Raw genomic sequence first — 20,665 nt, forward strand, 5'->3', positions numbered from 1 at the left:
TNTTTTGTTTTTGAATCTAAATTTTGTAATATATATGAAAAGTATTGGATTCTTATTTTGACCACTTTGAAAGTGCAGCCTTATCTGCTACAACAATTACATCGTTATGTAACTGTAGTATACTGGCTGGAAGTTCAGGAGTGATTGGTCCATTTAGGGCCTTGTCTAGTATTTCTGCCTTGTCTTGACCAGATACTATAAGTACGATCTTTTTTGCCTGCATTATTGACTTGATACCCATTGTATAGGCCTGCTTTGGAACATCATCCTCAGAATCAAAAAATCTCCTGTTGGCCTCTATTGTAGTCTGTGCTAGATCAACACAGTGAGTTTCCTTTTCAAATTGTTCGCCCGGTTCGTTAAAGCCTATATGACCATTGTGGCCAAGTCCTAGTAACTGTAGGTCAACTCCACCTGTGTTTCTGATAATTTCGTTGTATTTTGAGGTGGCTTTTTCAGTATCCATTTCAAGTCCGTCTGGTACGAAAGTTTTTTTCTTATCTATATTGATATGATCAAAGAAGTTTGTGTTCATAAAGTAACGGTAACTCTGTTTGTTATTTGGATCTAGTCCCTTGTATTCATCTAAGTTAACACTTGTAACATTAGAAAAATCTATGTCTCCCTTTTCATACCATTCTATAAGCTGCTTGTAAGTACCAAGTGGTGAAGAGCCTGTAGCAAGTCCTAGTACACAGTTTGGTTTCATTATTACTTGGGCAGAAAGTATGTTTGCTGCCTTTCTACTCATATCTTTATAGTCTTGAGCCTTATAAATTATCATAAATATGTCCTCCTATTGATTGTTTTTTATTTATAGTACTGAATTATATTATTTGCATTTTTTAATTGTGTCATTTTCCTTATTTAATATCAAAATGTATTATTTTCTTGACTTAATGTCAAAAATAGATTTTTTAATAAATCCACTTCATAAATCCACTTCTTAGATACTAGTATAAATGAGAAAAAAATTATTTCAAGGATAAGTAGAATATTTGAAGGAACTTTCAAGAATATATATAATTAGGACTGGGAAAATGGGAAAATGGTATCATTGTTAAAGGTAATATGAAACATATTTCAGAATGAATAATATATATTGAAATATAATTCACACTAGTATATACTTAGTGGCATAGGAAGACAAATGGAAATAAGGAGGTTGATCATGACTGATAAAAGTAAGATAAAGTCTATTGAAGGCAAATTAATAGTATCTTGTCAGGCTCTAGAAAATGAACCGCTTCATTCTTCTTTTATTATGGGAAGGATGGCAAGGGCAGCTAAAGAAGGTGGAGCTGTCGGCATAAGAGCCAATACAAGAGAAGATATAGAAGAGATTCAAAAACAAGTAGACCTGCCAATTATTGGTATAGTAAAAAAGGATTACGAAGGATCTAAGGTATATATAACACCTACTATGGATGAGGTTGATGATTTGATGAAGGCTAGACCAGAGATAATAGCCATGGATGCAACTAGCGACCTTAGACCAAACAATAAGAGCCTAGATGATTTCTTTAAAGAAGTAAAGGCCAAGTATCCAGATCAATTATTTATGGCAGACTGTTCTACAGTTGAAGAGGCAGTACACGCAGATGAATTAGGTTTTGATTTTATAGGCACTACAATGGTTGGTTATACAGACCAGTCAAGAGGAGACAAGATTGAAGCCAATGATTTTGAAATCCTTAGAAAAATTGTAGAAAAGGTGAGCAACAAGGTAATCGCCGAAGGAAATATAAACACACCTGAGAAGGCAAAGAGAGTGATTGAACTTGGAGCCTACAGTGTAGTAGTTGGTTCTATAATTACAAGACCACAGTTGATTACAAAGTCTTTTGTAGAAAAGATGGAAGAAAAATAATATATAAAAACAGTAAGTAAATACAAGATATATACTACTAGTATTTGATAAATTAAAAAATGAAATTATAATATTAAATTATTTGCGATAGGGAGGAAAACGTAACTATGAAAAATCTTGAAAAGTACAAGGGAGTAATACCAGCATTTTATGCATGCTATGATGAAGAGGGTAATGTAAGTCCTGAAAGAGTAAGAGAACTTACAAAATACTTTATAGGAAAGGGAGTTAAGGGTCTATATGTAAATGGTTCTTCTGGAGAGTGTATCTACCAGAGCGTGGAAGATAAAAAGGTTATTCTTGAAAATGTAATGAAAGAAGCAAAGGGTAAATTAACTATAATTGCCCATGTTGCTTGCAACAATACTAAGGACTCACAGGAATTAGCAGCTCATGCAGAAAGCCTAGGAGTAGATGCTATAGCAGCTATACCACCTATATACTTTAGACTACCAGAATATGCAATAGCCCAGTACTGGAATGATATATCAGATGCAGCTCCAAACACTGATTTTGTAATATACAACATACCTCAGTTAGCAGGTGTTGCCCTAACAGATAGCCTATTTGCTGAGATGAGAAAGAACCCAAGAGTTATCGGTGTTAAGAACTCATCAATGCCTGTTCAGGATATACAGATGTTCAAGAAGGCTGCTGGAGAAGACTACATAATATTCAATGGTCCAGATGAACAGTTTATCTCAGGTAGAGTAATCGGTGCAGAAGGTGGAATAGGTGGTACATATGGTGTTATGCCTGACTTATTCCTAAAGATGGATGAGTATGTAAGAGCTGGTAAGTTCGATATAGCAAGAGAAATCCAGTATGATGTAAACGAAGTAATATACAAGATGTGTTCAGCTCATGGCAATATGTATGCTGTGATAAAGGCAATTCTTAAGATAAATGAAGGTCTTGAAGCTGGTAGCGTAAGAAAGCCGCTAGCAGCTCTAATAGAATCAGATATGGCAATAGTTGAAGAGGCTGCCAAGATGGTTAGGGATGCAAGAGCTAAGTACATAGGATAATCGGGAGGACTATATGCAGGGATTTACTAAGATTGATTTAATAATATTAATTGCCTACCTATCAGCAGTTTTATTTGCTGGTCTTCACTTCTCAAAAAGGGAGATGAAGGGAAAAGAATACTTTAAGGGTGATGGAACAGTACCTTGGTGGGTAACATCAGTATCAATATTCGCAACACTACTTAGTCCAATTTCATTCTTGTCATTGGCAGGTAACTCATATGCGGGAACATGGATCATGTGGTTTGCTCAGTTGGGTATGCTAGTTGCGATACCTTTTACAATAAGATTTTTCTTACCTATATACAGTAAGTTAGGTATAGATACAGCCTACCATTACCTTGAAATAAGATTTAAGAGTAAGGGACTTAGAATACTTGGAGCAGTGATGTTCATAATATACCAGGTTGGACGTATGTCTATCATAATGTACCTACCATGTATGGTACTTTCTAAGTTAATGGGTGTAAATGTAAACATATTAATTATAATAATGGGTGTTATAGCAATTATTTACTCATATACAGGTGGCTTAAAGTCAGTACTATGGACAGACTTTATCCAGGGAGCTGTCTTACTTGTAGGTGTTACTTTTGGTCTTATATACCTTCTTGCCCACATAAATGGAGGTATGGGAGCTGTTATGGAACAGTTGGCCAATAACCACAAGTTATTAGCTGTTGATCAGCCATTATTCGATGCCAATATATTTAGGGATAGTATCTTCCTATTGATAGTAGGTGCTGGTCTAAATACAATGGGATCATATGTATCAAGTCAGGATATAGTTCAAAGATTTACAACAACAACTGATACTAAGCAGTTAAACAAGATGATGGTAGCAAATGGATGCCTATCAATATTCATAGCTACAGTATTCTACCTAATAGGTACAGGACTATATGTATTCTATCAGGTACAGGGTAATATGCTACCACCAGCTGCCCAGCAGGACCAGATATTTGCATCATGGATAGCATTTGAGCTACCAGTAGGTGTAACAGGGATACTTCTTGCCGCCATATATGCAGCTGCCCAGTCAACACTTTCTACTGGACTTAACTCAGTAGCATCAAGTTGGACTCTAGATATACAGGCTCGTATAAACAAGAAAGAATTGAGTTTTGAAAAGCAGACTAAGATAGGTCAGAATGTATCTCTAATAGTAGGTATATTTGCAATAGTAGTAGCTATAGTACTTGCTCATGGTGGAGTAAAGTCAGCATATGAATGGTTCAATGGATTTATGGGACTAGTTCTAGGTATACTAGTAGGTACATTTGTACTAGGTGCCTTCACTAAGGTTGCCAACAAGTTTGGCGCTACACTTGCCTTTATAGCTGCATCATGTGTAATGGTATATATTAAGTACTTTGTTGACCCAGCTAAGATTTCTTTCTGGTCATACTCAATTATATCAATAGCAGTTTCTTTGGTTGTCGGTCTTGTAGCCTCAGTAGCTTGGGCAAAAATCAAGGGCATAAAAGAAGAACCACCAGCAAACACAACTATATACGGAGACTAGCAGGAGGTACAAAATGATATTTGGAAATGTAAAAAATTTAAGTGAATACTCATATCTTGAAGATCAAATAAAAGAGTGTTTTGACTACTATAAAAACAATGATTTAAAATCTTTTGAAAAGGGATCACACGAAATAGATGGTCAGAGATTATTTGTTAATATAGTTGAGTATACAACTACTAAGCCAGAAAATAGGTTTTGGGAAGCACATAAGAACTATTTAGATCTACATTTGATGTTGGATGGTTGTGAGCAGATAGACCTAAACTTTATAAACAACATGAAGCTAGGTGAATTTGTTGAAAAGGATGATTTCCTACCAATGGAAGGCCCTAAGAACTCTTCTGTAGTCTTAAGAGATGGAGATTTCTTGATATGTTATCCTGCAGATGCTCATATGACAGCAGTAGCAGTTGATGAGCCTCAAAAAATAAAAAAAGCTATTTTTAAGATTCAGATATAATCTTGAGTTATAATAAAGAGGCAGGATGCAAATAAGCATATGCCTCTTTGTCATGTACATATATAAATTGTATGTAACTAATAAAATTATTTAACCAATAAAGAGGACTACTAAGGAGTAATATTATGAAAAAGTATATCAGTATAGATATAGGTGGTACAGCAATTAAGTATGGTCTAATAGATGAAAATGACCAAATATTAGAAAGACACCAAATGTATACAGAAGCATCCAAGGGTGGCCCACAGATATTGACTAAGGCCATATCAATTGTGGAATCATATCTTGGACAAGGAAAAGAAAATAAGGACGATATAGTCGGCATATGTATATCTACAGCAGGAGTAGTAGATACTAAAAAGGGTATGATATATCACTCAGCTCCACTTATACCAAACTATACAGGTGTTAATTTCAAGGGGACTATGGAAGAAAGATTTGGAATAAATTGTGAGGTAGAAAATGATGTCAATTGTGCTGGTATAGCCGAATATATGTCAGGATCATCAAAGGATAGCAAACTTGCCCTTATGCTCACAATTGGTACAGGTATAGGGGGTTGTGCTATATTAAATGGTCAGGTTCTTCATGGAGTGTCTGGATCAGCTTGTGAAGTTGGCTATATGAAGATGGGGGATAGCGACTTTCAGACACTTGGTTCAGCCAAGACTCTTGTTGAAAGTGTAGCCAATATGAAGGGGGACGATATTGGTGAATGGAATGGAATAAGAGTATTTGAAGAAGCTAAGAAAAATGATAAAATATGTATGAGGGCAATAGACAATATGTGTGATGTTCTAGGTCAGGGAATAGCAAATATATGCTACATCCTAAATCCTGATACAGTTGTATTAGGTGGGGGCATCATGGCTCAGGGAGACTATCTTAGAGACAAGATAGAAAATAGTTTAAGAAGAAATTTGGAGGACGGTATATCTAGACATACTAGTTTGAAGTTTGCAAGCCATAAAAATTCAGCTGGTATGTTAGGCGCCTACTACAATTTTAGGAATATAGAAAAAATGAGCCTTAGATAGGAGGTAAAAAGTGGGATATTATATTAAGTCTGTGGTTGCTATAATAGAATCCAACTATGAAAAATTTACTACAGTAGAGAAGAACATAGCTGACTTTTTCATTCACAATGACAAAAGACAGGATTTTTCTGGCAAAAAGCTGGCACAAAAATTATTTGTATCTGAAGCATCACTTTCAAGATTTGCTCAAAAGTGTGGTTTTAGAGGTTATAGGGAATTTATTTACCAGTATAGCGAGAATTTTGTTGAGAAACAGGAGGATATGGCAGACAATGTCAGTCAGGTACTGAGCACTTATCAAGAATTGCTTAATAAGACCTATAGTCTTGTAGATGAAAACCAGTTAAAAAGAGTAGTTGACTACCTAAACACATCTGAAAAAGTATTTGTATGTGGCAAGGGATCATCAGGACTAGCTGCAAATGAAATGGAGCTTAGGTTTATGAGAATAGGTGTTAATATAGACTCTATTATAGATTCAGACCAGATGAAGATGAGGGCTGTGTTCCAGAATGAAAACAACCTTGTTTTTGGAGTGAGTATAAGCGGTGAGACTCAAGAAGTCTTATACTTTTTAAAAGAAGCCCACAAGAAAAATGCAAATACTGTATTGATTACTTCACAGACTAGGGATTCTTACCAAGAATATTGTTCAGAGGTTGTCCTAATACCATCTCTTAGACATTTAAACCACGGTAATGTCATATCACCACAGTTCCCCATATCTATCATGGTTGATATAATGTATTCTCACTTTGTACAAAATGACAAGAACAAGAGAGCTAGAATGCATGGAGATACAATCAAGGCCTTGGGAGACGGTTTTAAAAGGTAAGATGATAACTAACTAGACTAGATAAGAGTATATTAATTTATGATGTTAGTTAAATTTTAAGCTTTAAGGAGGCTAATATGATATTAAAAGCAAAATACATAGTATTAAAAGATAGAATGCTGGAAGATTCAGCTATATTGATAGAAGACAAGAAGATTAAAAAAATCCTAAGTTCTGATGAACTTGAAGGCAAGAAAGTAATCGACTATAAGGACTCTATTATTTGTCCTGGATTTGTAGATACACACGTTCACGGATTTTGTGGGCATGACTTTATGGACAAGTCTGATGAAGGGCTAAGGTCTATATGTAGGGATATACTAAAGGCGGGTGTTACTTCAATCCTACCTACGACACTTACAGCATCAGAAGACGACATAATGGAGGTTGTAAGAATAGTCAAGGACAACAAGGATGCCTACGGTGCCAAAATCCAGGGAATCTTTCTTGAAGGACCATTCTTTACTGAAAAGCACAAGGGGGCCCAAAACCCAAGTTATTTCCTAAAGCCTGAAATAGAAAAATTGAGAAAGTGGCAGGGAATAGCTGGTGGCATGATTAAGAAGGTAGCACTTGCACCTGAACTTGAAGGCAGTGAAGAATTTGTACAAAAGGCAAGAGAGATGGGTATATATGTAGCCCTTGGTCACAGCGATGCTAGCTATGACGAGGCCAAGTCAGCAGTAGATGCAGGAGCTAATATATTTGTTCATACTTATAACGGAATGAGTGGACTTCACCACAGAAATCCTGGAATGGTAGGTGCTGCTATGACCTTGGAGGATGTTTTTGCTGAACTTATATGTGATGGCCACCATGTACATCCAGTGGCAGCTGATGTCTTGATAAGGTCTAGGGGTTACCAAAGTGTTGCCCTAATCAGTGACTGCATGATGGCAGGTGGAATGCCAGTAGGTAAGTACAAGCTTGGAGACTATGATGTTGTCCTAGATGGAGAGACTGTTAGATTAGAAGAAGGCAACCTAGCTGGATCTGTCTTAAAGATGAGAGATGCTGTCAAGAATCTAGTTAAGTGGGGAATTGCAAGTCCCTTTGAGGCTATACAGATGGGAACACAAGTACCTGCAAAATCAGTAGGCATAGATAATGTCTGCGGTGTTATAGAGGAAGGAAGAGCAGCGGATATACTTGTATTAGATGATGAATTTTCAATAGTAGATGTTTATCTTAATGGAGAAAAGGTAGACTTTGGCAAGGAAAATTAATAGACTATAAATTTTGGTAAGTAGATTTATCACAAAGAAAGTTTTGTTTGGTGAGTAGACTTATTACAGAGGATATTTTAAAACTATAAAAGTCTTCTAGAATACTATTTGCGAGTGTTCTAGAAGACTTTTTATTGTATATATTCATAGGAATTTATACAGTTTTTTTGTTTTTATAGGGTGTTTTTAGTAAATATTAATTCAATTTCATTTCCTTCTGTTTTTGACAGTTCTTTTCTAAACTCGTACCCATCTTCAGTGAAGTTCATCAGATCTCTATAGTCATTTATTTTATTTTTTGCTATATATCTAAGCATCTTGCCTCTTGCTGACTTTGAGGCGGTAGATTCAATCTTTAACTTGTCTTTTTTAATAACTTTGAATGTACAAGTCACAAATATAATATCTTTTTTGACGTATTTTTTTATGACCTTAGAGTATTCATTTGATGCCAAATTTACAATTACACCCTCGCTGTTTTCTTCCAGGTCCTTATATATGGAGTCAGACCAGAAATCGTATAAATTTTTATGTAAGGTATTTCCATATTTCAGAGGTAACTTTGTCAGCATCTCAAGCCTATATGGGTATATTGAATCGCTTGGTTTTAGACAACCGTACAATCCACTTATTATACGCAAGTGCTTGTCCATATAGTCTAAGTCATCCTTGCTAAGACTAGTTGGGTCAATATTTTTATATTGGATTCCGCTATATGCAAAGAGAGCTGATAGGCCATTTTGATCAAATTTAAAGTCTTTGAACCTTTCTATATTAAGACTTGCCAAATCTTCCTTTATTTTCATTAGTTTTGATAATTCTTCAAGACACATATTTCTGAGTGAATCAATAATTATTTTAGATTTTTCAATTTGACTAGGTATTTGTTTGGGCGAAGGGCTTGTTTCATTAAATCCCTTTGCCGGTGATATAAATATTATCATAAATTTTCATCTCCATATTATATTTTTATTTGTTACTTATTATCTATATTACGATCTTAGATATATAGTATACCATAGCTTGTATAATTGAAAGTAAAATTTGACTTTAATTTAGGATATATGAAAAGTTTAATTTAGTTATTATTTACGTAGACTATTATAGGCCTTTTTAGTAAAAGTACGTGATTTTTTTGTGGTGTAAAATAAAAATTGAACATTTAAATACATAAAAAGCCTTAAAGTTCGGGAAAAAGCCTTAAATTTTTGATTTTACGGAAAAAAAGCTTGAAAAAATCTGTATATTGAGTTATTATTTTATTATAAAGTTCGTATATTATTCGTATATCAATAGATATATATTCGTGTATAGCTACTATCTGAGTATATAGAAAGTTTTATGATATTAGTTAATGTAAATAGTTTAAGAAGGAGAATTTATAATGAAAATAGCAGTAGTAATGGGATCAAAGTCAGATCTACCAAAGTTGGAGTCAGGAATAGCCTTAATAAAGGAGTTTGGTGTTGAGGTGGCAGTAAGAGTTCTATCAGCCCACAGAACACCGGTTGAACTAACTAAGTTTCTAGAAGATATAAAGGATGATACAGATGTAATCATTTCAGCTGCAGGAAAGGCAGCACATCTACCAGGTGTTGTAGCTGCTCAGACAGTAACTCCAGTGGTAGGACTACCTATCAAGTCATCTACAATGGACGGTTTGGATTCCCTACTTTCAATGGTTCAGATGCCTGGTGGAATACCAGTTGCAACTGTAACTATAGATTCAGGACTAAATGCTGCTCTTATGGCACTTGAGATCATAGGTATCAAGTACCCTAAGATAGCAGAAAAGTTAGTTGACTACAGACAGAAGATGGCTGACAAGGTTCTAGCTGACGACGCATCTTTGGAAATATAATTTTATATAGTGATTTCAAAAGTTATCATATGTAGGGGATATATATCCCCTCATTTGCTTGAAATATAGAATAAAAAATATATTATAAAATAAATTTAAAAGGAGAAAAATATGTTAACTTATAAGGCTTCAGGTGTTGATATTGACGAAGGTAATAGAGCGGTTGATCTAATAAAAGGAAAGATAAAAGAAACTTATGATTCAAATGTAATAGGAGACTTGGGTAACTTTTCAGGCCTATATTCATTAAAAGACTTTATGGGTATGGAGGAGCCAGTTCTTCTTGCTTCGACAGATGGTGTAGGAACAAAGTTAAAGATAGCCCAGCTTATGGACAAGCATGACACAGTAGGTATAGACTTAGTCGCTATGTGTGTAAATGACTTGATATGTCAGGGAGCTAGACCTATGTTCTTCCTAGATTATATAGCCCTTGGAAAACTAGTAGCTGAACACATAGAGAAGGTAGTTGGTGGTATAGCTGACGGATGTAAGATGTCTGGATGTGCACTAATAGGTGGTGAAACTGCTGAAATGCCAGGTATGTATGCTGATGATGACTATGATTTAGCTGGTTTTTCAATAGGTATAGCTGATAAGAAGAAGATAGTAAGCGGTAAGGATGTTAAATCTTCAGATGTGCTTGTAGGTGTATCATCAAGTGGTATCCACTCAAATGGTTTCTCATTTATAAGAAAGATATTCCTAGAAGAGTACAAGTATGACCTAAGCACTCAAATAGAAGAGCTAGGTATGACACTTGGTCAGGCTCTTCTTACTCCAACAAAGATATATGTTAAGCTAGCACTTGATATACTAGCAAAGCACAATATAAAGGCAATTGCCCACATAACAGGTGGGGGACTTGTGGAAAATGTAGTAAGGGTTATACCTAAGGGACTAGGATTAGATATAGATACAAAGTCTTGGGACAAGGCTCCTATATTCAAGATGATTGAAGGTTTTGATGCTATTGAAAAGAGAGAATTACACAAGTCATTTAACATGGGAGTTGGTCTAGTGTTTATTGTAGACAAGGAAGACGCAGATGCCCTTGTTAAGTTTATAAATGAAAGACCAAATGACAATGCCCAGTATGTTGATCCAATATACAAGGACCTTATGGAAGATAAGGCCTATATAATTGGTTCAGTTACAGATTCACACGAAGGTGTAGAACTTTTATAAAAACAATTAATATATGAGGAGTTAACATGAAGAATATAGGGGTATTGGTTTCAGGTGGTGGTACCAACCTCCAGTCAGTGATAGACAATATAGAGTCTGGCAAAATAAATGGTCAAATAAAGGTAGTAATATCAAATAAGGAATCAGCTTATGCTCTTGAAAGAGCTAGAAAGCAAGGGATAAAGGCTATTTACTTAAATGGTGAAAAAGAAATAATCGAAGAATTAAAAAATAATGATGTAGACCTAGTAGTTTTGGCAGGTTTCTTGAAGATACTTAGCCACGATTTTACAAGGGCATTTGAAAATAAGATAATAAATATTCATCCATCTTTAATACCGTCATTCTGTGGCAAGGGTTACTATGGCTTAAAGGTTCATGAGGCTGCTGTAGAATATGGTGTTAAGGTAAGTGGAGCGACAGTACATTTTGTAGATGAAAATACAGATACTGGTGCAATCATCATGCAAAAGACTGTAGATGTCTTACCTGATGATTCTGCTCAAGACCTTCAGAAGAGGGTTCTATGTGTAGAACATGAGATACTTAGTCAAGTGATTGCTAAGTTCTGCGAGGATAAGATTAAGTTAGTAGGTAGAAGGGTTTATATAGAAGACTAGAGGAGGTCATTTAGAATGAAGAGAGCTTTAATTAGCGTTACAGATAAGACAGGTGTTGTAGGGTTTGCAAAGAAGCTAAACGACCTTGGTTATGAAGTAATATCAACAGGAAATACTTTTAAGAAATTAGATGAAAATGGTGTAAAGGTAATCCAGGTAGAAGAAGTAACAAACTTTCCAGAAATATTGGATGGTAGAGTTAAGACTTTAAATCCATACATCCATGGTGGTATACTATATAGAAGAGACCTTGAAAGTCATGTTGAAACTGTTAAGGAACACAATATAGGGTCTATAGATATAGTTGTAGTCAGCCTATATGATTTTGAGGGGGCTGTAAAGAGCAAAAAGTCACATGAAGACATAATTGAAAATATAGATATAGGTGGACCATCAATGATTAGGTCTGCATCAAAGAACTACAAGGATGTAGCAGTTGTTGTAGATATAGCTGACTATGATATGATAATAGAAAAGTTAGAAAATGGTGGGCTTACAGAAGAAGATAGAAGAAACCTAGCCTATAAGGCATTTGCAACAACAGCTAGATATGATGCCTTGATATCTTCATATTTTGCAGGTGTTGTAGGAGATACATATCCAGATATGATGACGCTTACATTTGAAAAGGATACAGAACTTAGATATGGCGAAAATGGCCACCAGAGAGGATTCTTATATTCTCAGCCAAATGCCAAGAACCCAATCCTTAATTATGAACAGCTAAATGGCAAGGCATTGTCTTTTAACAATATAAATGACCTACATGGTTGCCTAGAGTTTATGAGGGAATTCAAGGATGATGACCAGGTAGTTGCTGTTGCCATCAAGCACGCTAATGCTTGTGGTGTTGGTCTTGGTAAGGACAGTCTGCAAGCATACACAAAGTGTTTTGAATCAGACAAGATATCAATATTTGGTGGTATAGTAGGTATAACATCTACAGTGGACGTAGCTACAGCAAAGATGCTAAAAGAGATATTCCTTGAAATAGTTGTAGCATATGATTTTGAAGATGAAGCCCTAGAAATACTAAAGACTAAGAAGAACCTAAGAGTCCTAAAGTTGGCTAAGATAGAAGAAAGCAAGCAAGTGCTTGATATGAAGTATCTTGACGGAAAATTGCTTGTTCAGGACAAGGATGTAATAAGAAATGAAAAGAGAGATGTAGTGACTAAGATTGCTCCATCTGAAGACCAGTTAAGAGACATGGACTTTGGAATGAAGGTAGTCAAGAACCTAAAGTCTAATGCAATAGTGATAGTAAAGGATGGTCAGACTTTGGCTTCTGGCTGTGGTCAGACATCTAGAATATGGGCCCTATCTAATGCCCTAGTAAACAATAAAGATAAGAACTTTGAAGGTGCAGTACTTGCATCTGATGCCTTTTTCCCATTTGATGACTGCGTAAGACTTGCTGCTGAATACGGCATCAAGGCTATAGTGCAGCCAGGTGGATCTATAAGGGATGAAGATTCTATCAAGGCTTGTGATGAACTTGGATTATCGATGGTATTCACAGGTGCTAGACATTTTAAACACTAATTAAAAATACAGTGCTAGTCTCAAGTGGGCTAGCACTATAATGGACTAATCGTGTATGGGAGGTTTGTATGAAGATTTTAGTAGTAGGTGGCGGTGGTAGAGAACACGCTATCTGTTGGAAGTTAAGTCAGGAAAAGAATGTTGAAAAAATCTATTGTGCACCAGGTAATGCGGGAATATCTAATGTGGCTGAATGCCTTGATATCAAGGATACAGAACTAGATAAGTTAGCTGATTTTGCATATGATAATAAGATTGACCTTACAATAGTAGGACCAGAAGTTCCGCTAGTGATGGGTATAACTGATATATTTAAAGAGAGAGGTCTAAGGGTATTTGGACCTGATAAGTCTTGTTCTAGGTTAGAGGGTAGCAAGTTATTCTCTAAGGAGTTTATGGTAAGACATGATATTCCAACTGCAAAGTACAAAGAATACACTGATATAGAAAAGGCTAAGGCTGAAATAGATAGCTTTGGGTATCCGGTCGTAATAAAGGCTGATGGTCTTGCAGCGGGTAAGGGGGTTGTGATACCTACTACAAGAGAAGAAGCCCTTGAAACTCTTGATATAATAATGAAGGACAAGAAGTTTGGAGAGGCTGGTGACCTAGTAGTTGTAGAAGAATTCTTAACAGGCGTTGAGACATCAATCCTTGCCTTTGTTGATAAGAATACTATAATACCTATGGAATCTGCTAAGGACCACAAGAAGATATTTGAATTAGAAACTGGACCTAATACTGGTGGTATGGGTACTTTCTCACCATCAACTATATATACAGACGAACTTGCAAAGAAGGTATATGATGAAGTATTGATAAAGTCTTTAGAGGGATTCCAGAAAGATGGCTTAGAATTTAGAGGTATCCTATTTGTAGGTCTAATGCTTACTCCAAATGGAGAAAAGGTACTTGAGTACAACTGTAGGTTTGGAGACCCTGAAACTCAGTCAGTACTTATGAGACTGGAAACTGACCTATCTGAAATTATGATGGCTGTTACAGAGGACAGACTAGAAGATGTACATATCAAATACACTGATGAGGCTGCAGCTTGTGTAGTACTTGCATCTGGTGGATACCCTGAAAGCTATGAAAAGGGCAAGGTAATAAAGGGACTTGATAATGTAGATGACTCTATAGTGGTATTCCACTCAGGAACAAAGTTTGTAGACCAAGATATAGTTACAAATGGCGGTAGAGTACTAGGTGTATGCTCTAGAGGTAAGACTGTAGAAGATGCCGCTAATAATGTATATGCTAATATAGATAAGATAAGCTTTGAAAAAATGCACTATAGAAGGGACATAGGAGTTAAATATGAGCAGAGTAAATAGAGTTTTTGTTGAAAAAAAGGACGGATTTGACCTAGAGTCAAAAGCAATGCAAAGTGACATACTTGATAGTCTTCATATATCAGTTGAAGGACTAAGAGTTATAAATAGATATGATATAGAGGGTATAGGACAAGATGTCTATAAGAAGGTCGCTGAAACTATTTTATCAGAGCCAAACCTAGACAATGTATACTACGAAGAAGTGCCAACAAGAGGTCATGAAAGGATGTTTGCTATCGAATACCTACCAGGCCAGTATGACCAGAGGGCTGACTGGGCTGCTATGTGTGCAGAAATAGTGAATGATGGTAATAGACCTATAATCAACTCATCTAAGCTTATAATAATAGGGTCTAGCATCAGTGACGAAGAATTTGCCAAGATAAAGGACTTCTCAATAAATGCAGTGGATTCAAGAGAGGCATCTTTAGATAAGCCTGAAACTCTTGAAATGGTATATGACTTACCAGAGTCAGTTGCAACTATGGATGGATTTATAGACCTTGACCAGGCTGGGCTTGAAAGTTTTCTTGCTGAACTAGGACTTGCTATGACAATAGATGACCTAAAGATGGTTCAGGAATACTTTAGGGATGATGAAAAGAGAAACCCAACTATAACAGAAATCAAGGTCCTAGATACTTACTGGTCAGACCATTGCAGACATACTACATTTATGACTAGACTAGCAAATATAGATATACCAGAGGGAAGATTTACTAACATAGTAAAGGAAACATACGATAGATACCTAGAAGATAGAAAGTTTGTATACGGTGACAGGGAAAAAGACATATGTCTAATGGATATGGCAACTGTTGCTATGAAGAAGCTAAAGAAGGAAGGCAAGCTGGCTGACCTTGATGAATCAGAAGAAATAAATGCTTGTTCAATAAATATAGACGTTGAAATAGACGGCAAGAAGGAAGAGTACCTTCTAATGTTCAAGAACGAAACACACAACCACCCAACTGAAATAGAGCCATTTGGTGGTGCAGCTACTTGTCTAGGTGGAGCTATAAGAGATCCATTGTCAGGTAGATCATATGTATATCAGGCCATGAGAGTTACAGGTTCTGCAGATCCAAGAACTTCTCTAGAAGATACACTTGCAGGTAAGCTAATGCAAAAGAAGATAACTACTGGTGCTGCTAACGGATATTCTTCATATGGTAACCAGATAGGTCTATCAACTGGGCAGGTATCAGAAGTGTACGATGAAGATTTCGTTGCTAAGAGGATGGAAGTTGGCGCAGTAATAGCAGCGGCTCCAAAGGAAAATGTAATAAGAAAGAGACCAGATGCTGGTGATGTAATCATCCTACTAGGTGGTAAGACTGGTAGAGATGGTTGCGGAGGTGCTACTGGTTCATCTAAGGAACATTCAGAAGAGTCTATATCTACTTGTTCAGCAGAAGTACAGAAGGGTGATGCTCCTAACGAGAGAAAAATCCAGAGATTCTTCAGAAATGCTGAAGCAGTAAAGATGATAAAGAGATGTAATGACTTTGGTGCAGGTGGAGTATCTGTTGCCATAGGTGAAATAGCAGACTCACTAGACATCAACCTTGACCTAGTTCCTAAGAAGTACGATGGTTTAGATGGTACAGAGCTTGCTATATCTGAATCTCAGGAAAGAATGGCAGTTGCTATCGAGCCACAGAACATGGCTAGGTTTATAGAACTTGCCAACCTTGAAAACCTTGAAGCAACTCATGTTGCTACAGTAACAGATTCAGGATATATGAGAATGAACTGGAAGGGCAAGGATATAGTAAATATCAAGAGAGCCTTCCTAGACAAGAATGGTTGTAAGCAGGATGCAGATATCAAGGTAGAAAAAATAGACGACCAATCTAGCTATACAGACCTAAGAGAAGTTACTAAGTCTGAAACAGGTATCAAGGACAAGTATATGGCAGCCTTCAAGGACCTAAATGTTTGTTCACAGAGGGGTCTTGTAGAGAAGTTTGACAATACTATAGGTGCATCCACTGTAATTCTACCATTTGGCGGTAAGTACCAGGCAACACCAGCCAATGGTATGGTTGCCAAGATACCTCTATTAAAGGGTACAACTAATACTTCATCAATAATGACATATGGATATAATCCAAAGATAGGTAAGTGGTCAACATTCCACGGGGCTATGAACGCAGTTGTAGAATCAGTTGCCAAGCTAGTTGCCCTAGGTGGTGAATATTCATCAGCTAGACTTACATTCCAGGAATACTTTGAAAGACTAGGAAAGAACCCTTCATCTTGGGGTAAGCCATTTGCAGCCCTACTAGGAGCTTATTATGCCCAGACAGAATTTGAGATACCAGCAATAGGTGGTAAGGACTCAATGTCAGGTACTTTCAAGGATATCAATGTACCACCAACACTTGTATCATTTGCAGTTAATACTCAGGATGCAGGCAAGGTAGTATCTCAGGAAATAAAGAAGGCAGGATCAAAGTTAGTCCTAGTTGAAGCAGTAGAAAAAGACTATGCCTTCCCAGATTTTGACCAGATGAAGAAGAATTTTGATATTATAACTAAGGCTATCATGGAAGAAAAGGTACTTACAACTTATGCCCTAGGATTTGGTGGACTAGGTGAAGCCCTTGCCAAGATGGCATTTGGTAACAAGATAGGTCTAGAACTTTCAGCTGATTTTGAAGCTTCAATGGAAAGTGCAGACGACTTATTTAGACCAAGCTATGGCTCAATAGTTCTAGAAATGGCAGAAGAAGACCTTGGATTACTTGAAGGTGCTACATATAAGGTTATTGGACAGACTATTGAAGTTTCATCAATTAAGGCCTTTGGTGAATCTATCAGCCTAAATGAATTATTAAAGGTATCTGAGGGTGTACTTGAATCAACATTCCCAACTAAGGCTTCAAAGATATTAACTGACGATATAAGAAATATAAGCTTTGAAAGAACGGGAGAGCTTAAGAAGGCATCTATATCAATAGCCAAGCCAAGAGTATTTATACCAGCCTTCCCAGGAACTAACTGTGAATATGATTCGGCTAGAGCCTTTGAAAGGGCAGGAGCAGAAGCTAAGATAGGCGTATTTAGAAATATGACTTACAAGGATATAGAATCATCAATAGATATGATGGTTGATGAGATAAATAATAGCCAGATAATAATGATACCAGGCGGTTTCTCAGCAGGTGATGAGCCAGATGGTTCAGCCAAGTTTATAGCTACAGTATTCAGAAATCCTAAGATAGAAGAGGCTGTAATGAAGCTATTAAACGAAAGAGATGGTCTAATGATAGGTATCTGTAATGGATTCCAGGCCCTAATCAAGCTAGGTCTTGTTCCATACGGTGAAATCATGACTCCATCAGATCATATGCCAACACTTACTTACAACAATATAGGTCGTCACCAGGCCAAGATGGTAAGGACTAGAGTTGCATCTAACAAGTCACCATGGCTTGCTGGAACAAAGGTTGGAGACGTTCACTCAATAGCCATATCTCATGGTGAAGGTAAGTTCGTCGCATCTGAAGAAGTGATGAAGAGCCTGATCGAAAATGGCCAGATAGCAACCCAGTATGTTGACTTTGACGGAAACGCTACATATGATATAGACTTCAACCCTAATGGTTCATACTATGCAGTTGAAGGTATCACATCAGCTGATGGTAGGGTCCTAGGAAAGATGGGTCACTCTGAGAGAATCGGTGAAAACGTGGTAAAGAATATAGTTGGAGCAAAAGACCAGCACTTATTCGAATCAGGAGTTAAGTACTTTAAATAGGAAATATATTAGTATGAGCCGCTCCCCAAGAGCTTAGAAATAAAATCTAAGGCTAGGGGGCGGTTTTTATATAGTTAATATGTTACTATTATGTTTTTATACTGGTCAAACTTGAAATTTCACAAGCTAGGTATAAAATCGATGGAATTTTCTGTTGACTTATATATAGCAATATTATAATATTAGAATATAATGATTAAGCGATACTTTTTTGGAATATATAAAATATAAGAAAGTAAAAATAGAGGTGATTTAATGGAATTAAAAACTAAGAGCGAAGAACTAACAGAGTATGCTGATCTCTTAAAGGCTATAGCACATCCTGTTAGGTTGTGTATTGTAAAGGGACTTATTGAAAATGGACCCCACAATGTGTCGGATATGCATTCATGTCTTGAGATGGCTCAGTCAACAGTTTCCCAGCATCTTGCAAAATTAAAGTCAGCAGGAATATTGACAAGTGAAAGAGTAGGAACTGAGATAATATATTCAGTAGATAACAAGTTTATAGAGGAAATAATAAAAAAAATTGAGATATAAATATTTTGTCGCTTTGACAAGAAAGGTGGTAAGAAAATGAAAAAGATATTAATAGTTGGTGGTGTTGCTGGTGGTGCTACAGCAGCTGCAAGGTTGAGAAGACTGGACGAAACTAGTCAGATTATAATGTTTGAACGTGGCGAATATATATCATTTGCCAATTGCGGTCTTCCATATTATATAGGTGGAGTGATTGAAAATAGGGAAGCCCTACTAGTTCAGACAGTTGAAGGTATGTCTAAGAGATTCAACCTAGACATCAGAAATTTCAGTGAGGTAGTGAGCATTGACCCAGAAAATAAGACTATAAGCGTCAAGAACTTAAAAACTAATGAAGAATACAAAGAATCATATGATGAATTAATCTTATCACCAGGTGCTAGCCCAACCAAGCCACCTATTCCAGGTTTGGACAAGGCAGACAATGTATTTACTTTGAGAAATATACCTGATACAGACAGGATAAAGGCCTATGTAGATGACAATAGACCAAAGGAAGCAGTAGTAATTGGTGGTGGTTTCATAGGTGTTGAGATGGCAGAAAACTTGGTTGAAAGAGGAGTAAAGGTTCACCTAATAGAAATGCTAGAGCAGGTCATGGCTCCATTTGATTATGAAATGGCTCAAATCCTACATGGACATATGGAAGACAATGGAGTTGACCTAATACTTGGAGATGGTGTTGATTCCTTCAAAAACGATGGAAATACAATTGTCTTAAAGAGCGGTAAGCAAATAAGTACTGACATGACTATTCTATCTATAGGAGTTAGACCAGAAAACAAGTTGGCAAAGGATGCGGGTCTAGAACTAGGACCTAGGGGACACATATTAGTAGATGAAAATATGATGACTTCAAAAGACCATATATATGCAGTAGGTGATGCTATACAGACAAAGGACCTAATATTCCAGGAAGGCGCAAGTATTGCCCTGGCGTCTCCAGCCAATAGACAGGCCAGAATAGTTGCAGACAGGATAAATGGTATAGATTCTAAGTACAAGGGTGTTCTTGGTACATCAGTAGCTAAGGTATTTGATATGACTGCTTCTTCAACAGGAAACAACGAAAAGAAGATAAAGCAGATGGGAATAGAAAACTACGAAACAGTCCACCTACACCCACTATCAAATGCAGGTTACTATCCAACTGCTAACCCAATGGATTTAAAACTTATATTTGAAGTTCCAAGTGGTAAGGTCTTAGGAGCACAGGCAATAGGATATACAGGTGTAGAAAAGAGAATAGATGTAATAGCTACTGCAATAGCTGCAGGTATGACAGTTAGAGAACTTCAGGATATAGAGCTAGCATATGCACCACCATTCTCTTCTGCCAAGGACCCAGTTAATATGGCAGGATACGCAGCCAGTAATATACTAGACGGACTAGTTAAGAAGGTTGATGTCATGGAAATTGACCAGTTAGTTGAGGATGGAGAATACCTACTAGACATAAGAACTGAAGAAGAGTATTCACTAGGCAACATCAATGGATCTGTAAATATACCGCTTGATGAATTAAGAGACAGGATGGATGAAATACCAAAGGATAGAATTATATACGTTAACTGCCAGGTTGGACTAAGAGGTTACCTAGGTTGTAGAATACTAAACCAGAATGGATTTAACACTTATAATTTAGATGGTGGTTATTCATTGTATTCAAACTACAAGAGGGTGATCAAAAAAGACACTTCATGCATCCAGGGCAAGGGTATAGCTTGTACAGATAATTCCGATGCTTTGCCAAAAAAAAGTAATTAATGACGAGAACATAATATAGAGGACTACAGTGCCAAGGTCCAATAGTCAAGATATTCA

17 protein-coding genes are annotated in these 20,665 nt (G+C 36.6%); 15 read left to right on the forward strand and 2 right to left on the reverse strand.

Annotation, left to right across the window (positions count from 1 at the left end):
• Nucleotides 1-52: 52 nt before the first annotated feature.
• A complete protein-coding gene (nagB, locus tag HMPREF0631_RS00065) occupies nucleotides 53-784 on the reverse strand; it encodes a glucosamine-6-phosphate deaminase (RefSeq protein WP_002842558.1) in 732 nt (243 codons plus the stop codon).
• Between the two features lie 387 nt (nucleotides 785-1,171).
• On the opposite strand from nagB, the gene HMPREF0631_RS00070 reads away from it, so the two are divergent.
• The 7 genes from HMPREF0631_RS00070 (at nucleotide 1,172) to nagA (ending at nucleotide 7,984) form a co-directional block, all read left to right on the forward strand.
• Nucleotides 1,172-1,870 carry an N-acetylmannosamine-6-phosphate 2-epimerase gene (locus HMPREF0631_RS00070; protein ID WP_002842525.1) on the forward strand — a complete coding sequence of 233 codons (699 nt, stop codon included), beginning with the start codon at nucleotides 1,172-1,174 and terminating at the stop codon, nucleotides 1,868-1,870.
• Between the two features lie 107 nt (nucleotides 1,871-1,977).
• Nucleotides 1,978-2,898: a dihydrodipicolinate synthase family protein gene (locus tag HMPREF0631_RS00075; protein ID WP_002842580.1), complete on the forward strand. Its 921-nt coding sequence runs from the start codon at nucleotides 1,978-1,980 to the stop codon at nucleotides 2,896-2,898.
• Nucleotides 2,899-2,911: 13 nt separating this feature from the next.
• Nucleotides 2,912-4,423, forward strand: a complete 1,512-nt coding sequence (locus tag HMPREF0631_RS00080) for a sodium:solute symporter (protein WP_002842556.1) — start codon at nucleotides 2,912-2,914, stop codon at nucleotides 4,421-4,423.
• 13 nt (nucleotides 4,424-4,436) lie between these two features.
• Nucleotides 4,437-4,886 (forward strand): YhcH/YjgK/YiaL family protein, encoded by a 450-nt coding sequence (locus tag HMPREF0631_RS00085; RefSeq protein WP_002842533.1) that lies wholly within the window; start codon nucleotides 4,437-4,439, stop codon nucleotides 4,884-4,886.
• Between the two features lie 125 nt (nucleotides 4,887-5,011).
• Nucleotides 5,012-5,923, forward strand: a complete 912-nt coding sequence (locus HMPREF0631_RS00090) for an ROK family protein (RefSeq protein WP_002842520.1) — start codon at nucleotides 5,012-5,014, stop codon at nucleotides 5,921-5,923.
• A gap of 10 nt (nucleotides 5,924-5,933) precedes the next feature.
• Complete coding sequence (locus tag HMPREF0631_RS00095; protein WP_002842532.1) at nucleotides 5,934-6,758, forward strand: MurR/RpiR family transcriptional regulator; 825 nt, start codon at nucleotides 5,934-5,936, stop codon at nucleotides 6,756-6,758.
• Between the two features lie 77 nt (nucleotides 6,759-6,835).
• Nucleotides 6,836-7,984, forward strand: coding sequence for an N-acetylglucosamine-6-phosphate deacetylase (nagA, locus tag HMPREF0631_RS00100; protein WP_002842555.1), 1,149 nt, complete (start codon nucleotides 6,836-6,838; stop codon nucleotides 7,982-7,984).
• A 173-nt stretch (nucleotides 7,985-8,157) separates the two neighbouring features.
• On the opposite strand, the gene yaaA is transcribed toward nagA, so the two are convergent.
• Nucleotides 8,158-8,928, reverse strand: a complete 771-nt coding sequence (gene yaaA, locus HMPREF0631_RS00105) for a peroxide stress protein YaaA (protein ID WP_002842493.1) — start codon at nucleotides 8,926-8,928, stop codon at nucleotides 8,158-8,160.
• Between the two features lie 440 nt (nucleotides 8,929-9,368).
• On the opposite strand from yaaA, the gene purE reads away from it, so the two are divergent.
• The 8 genes from purE to HMPREF0631_RS00145 all read left to right on the forward strand — a co-directional run bounded on the left by purE (nucleotide 9,369) and on the right by HMPREF0631_RS00145 (nucleotide 20,608).
• Nucleotides 9,369-9,845: a 5-(carboxyamino)imidazole ribonucleotide mutase gene (gene purE, locus HMPREF0631_RS00110; protein ID WP_002842575.1), complete on the forward strand. Its 477-nt coding sequence runs from the start codon at nucleotides 9,369-9,371 to the stop codon at nucleotides 9,843-9,845.
• Between the two features lie 111 nt (nucleotides 9,846-9,956).
• Complete coding sequence (gene purM, locus HMPREF0631_RS00115) at nucleotides 9,957-11,033, forward strand: phosphoribosylformylglycinamidine cyclo-ligase (RefSeq protein ID WP_002842489.1); 1,077 nt, start codon at nucleotides 9,957-9,959, stop codon at nucleotides 11,031-11,033.
• A gap of 26 nt (nucleotides 11,034-11,059) precedes the next feature.
• Nucleotides 11,060-11,653, forward strand: coding sequence for a phosphoribosylglycinamide formyltransferase (gene purN / locus HMPREF0631_RS00120; RefSeq protein WP_002842557.1), 594 nt, complete (start codon nucleotides 11,060-11,062; stop codon nucleotides 11,651-11,653).
• A gap of 15 nt (nucleotides 11,654-11,668) precedes the next feature.
• Nucleotides 11,669-13,198, forward strand: coding sequence for a bifunctional phosphoribosylaminoimidazolecarboxamide formyltransferase/IMP cyclohydrolase (gene purH / locus HMPREF0631_RS00125; RefSeq protein WP_002842534.1), 1,530 nt, complete (start codon nucleotides 11,669-11,671; stop codon nucleotides 13,196-13,198).
• A gap of 68 nt (nucleotides 13,199-13,266) precedes the next feature.
• A complete protein-coding gene (gene purD / locus HMPREF0631_RS00130) occupies nucleotides 13,267-14,535 on the forward strand; it encodes a phosphoribosylamine--glycine ligase (RefSeq protein ID WP_002842528.1) in 1,269 nt (422 codons plus the stop codon).
• Entirely contained in the window at nucleotides 14,519-18,301 is a 3,783-nt protein-coding gene (locus tag HMPREF0631_RS00135; protein WP_002842565.1) for a phosphoribosylformylglycinamidine synthase, read from the forward strand. The genes purD and HMPREF0631_RS00135 overlap by 17 nt, the downstream gene beginning before the upstream one ends.
• 255 nt (nucleotides 18,302-18,556) lie before the next feature.
• Nucleotides 18,557-18,841 carry an ArsR/SmtB family transcription factor gene (locus tag HMPREF0631_RS00140; protein WP_002842538.1) on the forward strand — a complete coding sequence of 95 codons (285 nt, stop codon included), beginning with the start codon at nucleotides 18,557-18,559 and terminating at the stop codon, nucleotides 18,839-18,841.
• A 36-nt stretch (nucleotides 18,842-18,877) separates the two neighbouring features.
• Nucleotides 18,878-20,608 carry a CoA-disulfide reductase gene (locus HMPREF0631_RS00145; RefSeq protein WP_002842505.1) on the forward strand — a complete coding sequence of 577 codons (1,731 nt, stop codon included), beginning with the start codon at nucleotides 18,878-18,880 and terminating at the stop codon, nucleotides 20,606-20,608.
• The last annotated feature ends 57 nt before the right edge of the window (nucleotides 20,609-20,665 follow it).

It is taken from the genome of Peptostreptococcus anaerobius 653-L, assembly GCF_000178095.1.
In the GTDB taxonomy this organism is placed as follows: Bacteria; Bacillota; Clostridia; order Peptostreptococcales; family Peptostreptococcaceae; genus Peptostreptococcus; species Peptostreptococcus anaerobius.